This window comes from Microcystis sp. M090S1, from assembly GCF_020246295.1.
Lineage (GTDB): Bacteria > Cyanobacteriota > Cyanobacteriia > Cyanobacteriales > Microcystaceae > Microcystis > Microcystis aeruginosa.
The window spans coordinates 1-3770 of record NZ_JADBTF010000300.1 but is presented as its reverse complement, the minus strand read 5'-3'; the positions used below and the strand labels follow the sequence as shown (position 1 = coordinate 3770).

The 3770-nt window shown below is 47.1% G+C and carries 2 protein-coding genes and 1 pseudogene; 1 reads left to right on the top strand and 2 read right to left on the bottom strand.

Translation table 11 applies throughout. The features are described from left to right. Positions 1-448 precede the first annotated feature (448 nt). Positions 449-1231 (bottom strand): hypothetical protein, encoded by a 783-nt coding sequence (locus IM477_RS13020; RefSeq protein ID WP_287077040.1) that lies wholly within the window; start codon positions 1229-1231, stop codon positions 449-451. Positions 1232-1513: 282 nt separating this feature from the next. Next, positions 1514-2548 (bottom strand): pyruvate dehydrogenase (acetyl-transferring) E1 component subunit alpha, encoded by a 1035-nt coding sequence (pdhA, locus tag IM477_RS13015; protein WP_012267065.1) that lies wholly within the window; start codon positions 2546-2548, stop codon positions 1514-1516. A gap of 315 nt (positions 2549-2863) precedes the next feature. On the opposite strand from pdhA, the pseudogene IM477_RS13010 reads away from it, so the two are divergent. Then, positions 2864-3631: pseudogene (locus IM477_RS13010) on the top strand (nuclease/transposase family protein); the annotation flags it as partial. Between the last annotated feature and the right edge of the window lie 139 nt (positions 3632-3770).

The following is a 3770-nucleotide window of genomic DNA, read 5'->3' as shown; positions in this document are numbered from 1 at the left end:
TTTATGGGCAGATATTTTAAAACTGTCTCTTGAAGCTAATTATGATGATTATCTTGAAAAAAAATGATAATTAGACAGAAGTTCTCTTGTTCACATAGAGAACTTTATCTTCTTTTGTTTTCAAAATGAGAATTGCTGAGGCGATTTCTTGGGCAGCACCAATAATTAGGCTTGGCTGAATAAACGTGCAATATAGACGAAGTAAGGGTTTTGGAGCTTTTTTAGCGGAACAGGTGCAAGATTTTGAAAGCTAGTGGCTCAAAAACCTTGCTTCTCCATTGGCGATCGCATCTTATTCCACCTTCAAACAATATCCTTCTCCCCTTGTCCCCTGCTCCCCGCTCCCCACACCAGCCGATCGCTAACGCCGTCAGTGATTTAATTTTAGATAGTTTAGGGATCGATCGCTGTTGTGGGCAAAGCTAGACAGTTTTTCTCCGCTACTGGATTAAATTGCCAAGGAATGATCGAGCATTGCTTGCCGACGTAAACAATTCCAGTAGGCTGCATAGAGATCCGTCTGTTGACCGCGCAGGGAAGCGATCGCAGGTGCAGCAGGAAAAGGCCAGAGACGATCAAAAACCACTTCTCGATGAGCCAGACGAAACTGCAGCAAATAAACAGAAGCAGGAGCCTGTAAATTATCCAGTAATTGCGCTGCCAGCCGATGTAAAGACTTAAGACTCTCTCTTTCCAGACTAATCGGTTGACTGTAGGCGTTGGGGATCATGCCTTCTCCGATTACCTCACCGTATTCTAAACCCTTAGATGTCACCGTGATCGGCAACCAAAGATCCCCAAAAGAAGAATCTCCCTGACTGGTTTTATAGTGCAGGGTATGGGAAACCCAAGTGCGTCTTTCCTCGATATCCCGACAAGCTTGATAAACTTTTTTACCTGGAAAATTCACCCAATTGGGTAATTGAATTGTTAAGGGACACCAGATTAAATTATTCTGGCTGGTTTTACCCGACTCCATTTTTGACCACAAAGAAGCCGTCCCCGTCACCTCCACCGCCAAGGATTTAGGAACCGCATTTTTTAAGGCAATCACCATCTTTTCGGTAACGGGCGATAGCCGAGACATCTGACCACTGGCTTGAGCTTCGGCATTAACGAGAATGATAACTTTGTCCATTTCTTGTTGTGGGTTGGGTGAACTTGAACGATCAGCGGTGAGGTTGGTTAAGAGTGAGAACTGACTGGGGTTCAATGCTTCTGTAGTCGCCATGGCAAAAGCTATTTCTCTGGATTTTAGCGGATTATACAAGAGCGCAACTATTTTTTACGGATTTTTTCAACAACAAGCATCTGTAATCAGTGATCAGTAACCAGTAAACAGTGATTAGTCAAGAATAAACTCGACCGCATCTAAAACCTAATTGGTTAAGCTAAAAGCTTGGATGTACTTAGTTTCTAACCTTCTTTTTAGGGAGGAGAATTGCCAAATTCTTTTTGGGAGCCTCTTGCCTGTTGCCCCTTGCCTTCAGCAGCTGATCACTGATCACTGAAATTACTCGTCTTCGGCGAAAATAAAGCGAGTTAGTTCACTAGGATCGGGTTCGGGGCTAGATTCGGCAAATTTAACCGCTTCCTCGATTTCAGCTTGAATTTTCTGCTCGATTTCTTTTAATTCCTCTCTCGTGGCCAGATCTCGCTCGTAGAGGTAGGCGGCAAAGCGAGTGATCGGATCTCTTTCGCCCCAGAATTGTTTCTCGTCAGCACTGCGTAACTCGTCCGGATCTGCCAGAGAGTGACCCCGGAAACGATAGGTTAAGGCCTCAATCAAAGTCGGTCCCTCACCGGCGCGGGCCCGAGCCACGGCTTCTCTGGCGGCGGCATGAACGGCGACCACATCCATACCGTCCACTTCCACACCGACCATACTAAAAACACTGGCTTTTTTATAGATTTCCGGTTGAGAAGTGGCTCGATCGTGGGCCATACCGATCGCCCACTTATTATTTTCCACCACATAGATAATCGGCAACTTCCAGAGGGCGGCCATATTCAGACACTCAAAAAACTGGCCATTATTACTCGCCCCATCCCCGAAGAAACAGACCGTTACCTGATCGGCACTGGCATCACCCATGGCTTCGCGACGGTACTTACTTTGAAAAGCCGCCCCGGTTGCGACGGGAATCCCCTCGGCCACAAAAGCGTAACCCCCCAAAAGCTTATGTTCGGCGGAAAACATGTGCATGGAGCCGCCCCGTCCTTTACTACAGCCGGTAGCTTTGCCGAATAACTCCGCCATTACCTCTTGAGCGGGAACTCCGGCACTGAGGGCGTGGACGTGATCGCGATAGGTGCTAGAAACGTAATCTTCTCCCTGACGCAAGGCTTTAATAATACCGCTAGATATCGCTTCTTGACCGTTGTAGAGGTGGACAAAACCGAACATTTTGCCTCGATAATACATTTCGGCACATTTATCTTCAAACATCCGCCCCAAAACCATATCCTCGTATAGGCGAAGACCTTCAGCTTTGGTAATAATGATGGAAGCAGGATTAAAGGTTGGTAAAGTACGTTCGGAAATCATAGGGTCTGTAGTATCATTTAGACAACAAAAAGGCAAGGGGAGAGGAAGCGGTAGATTTTTCGAGAATTCTGGCAGTGAATTTTTTAGGCTTAAACCAAGGGGTTCTTGGTATTTTCTCTCTCAAATCTAATCTTAGTCAGTCAGAGATTGGCTAGGATAAGATGGTATCTTGTTATTTTACTCGCTCCGCTCTCACTTACATCACTTAATTCACCTTAGATGTCGGCAGGATGCCCCCGTTACACCCTACGGGTTGGCGGCGGAGGAATGCCGACCAGTATAAAACGCGCGTAGCGCATCGACTCTAAATATGTTATGCTTCCTGTTGGTGAGTTTTTTGAGGCCGTGGAACAAGTCCTGACGCTAGTGATCAAGCTTCAAGTATGTAGCGAACAACAACAAGCGCTGTCCGATACCTGTACGGCTTTTGCGTCGGCTTGTAGCTGGATTAACGAGAACGTCAATCCCCGGCTGACTAACCGGAACTCGATTCAGGCTGTCTGTTATCAGGACGTTAAGGATCGGTTCGGATTGACGGCTAACCACGTTGTCAGAGCTTGCGGTCGGGTAGCGGCTAACCGTTTGACAGCAAAACTTCAAGGGAAGAAGGTCAAGAACTTTGCTCCAACAAGTTTCGACTGTGACGCTCGAACCTTCCGTTTCGTCGAGAAAGATTGGGCGATTACTGTTAGCACCACGGGGAAACGGTTAACCATTCCCCTGAGAGCGAGCAATTACCATCGGGGGAAACTTACCTGGCAAAATCCGACCTCCGCTCAAGTCTGTTTACATCGTGACGGCGGTTGGTATGTCCACATCCAACTAAAATCGGAACCGCCGAAACCTATCAACGCGGATAACATTATCGGGGTCGATTTCGGCCGTCGTGACATCGCGGTAACATCAACCGATAAATCGTGGTCGGGGGAGGGCATCAAGGAAACGAGGGATAAATACAGTCGCGTTCGAGCTTCTCTGCAAAAGAAAGCGTCTCAAGGCACTAGATCCACCAGGCGTAGGTGTCGGGAGATCTTGAAACGGCTATCGGGGCGGGAGAGAAGATACCAAGCGCACTTAAATCATCGAAAATTTGGGTTGAAAACCTCGCCCTTTAGGGCGACTTTATGTTAGCATTAAATTGAGTCGTTGACTTTGGGAACGCAGGAAACAAGCGACACTCCGTAATCCCTAAATCTCTAACCATCACTGGTACAAAAGCTTT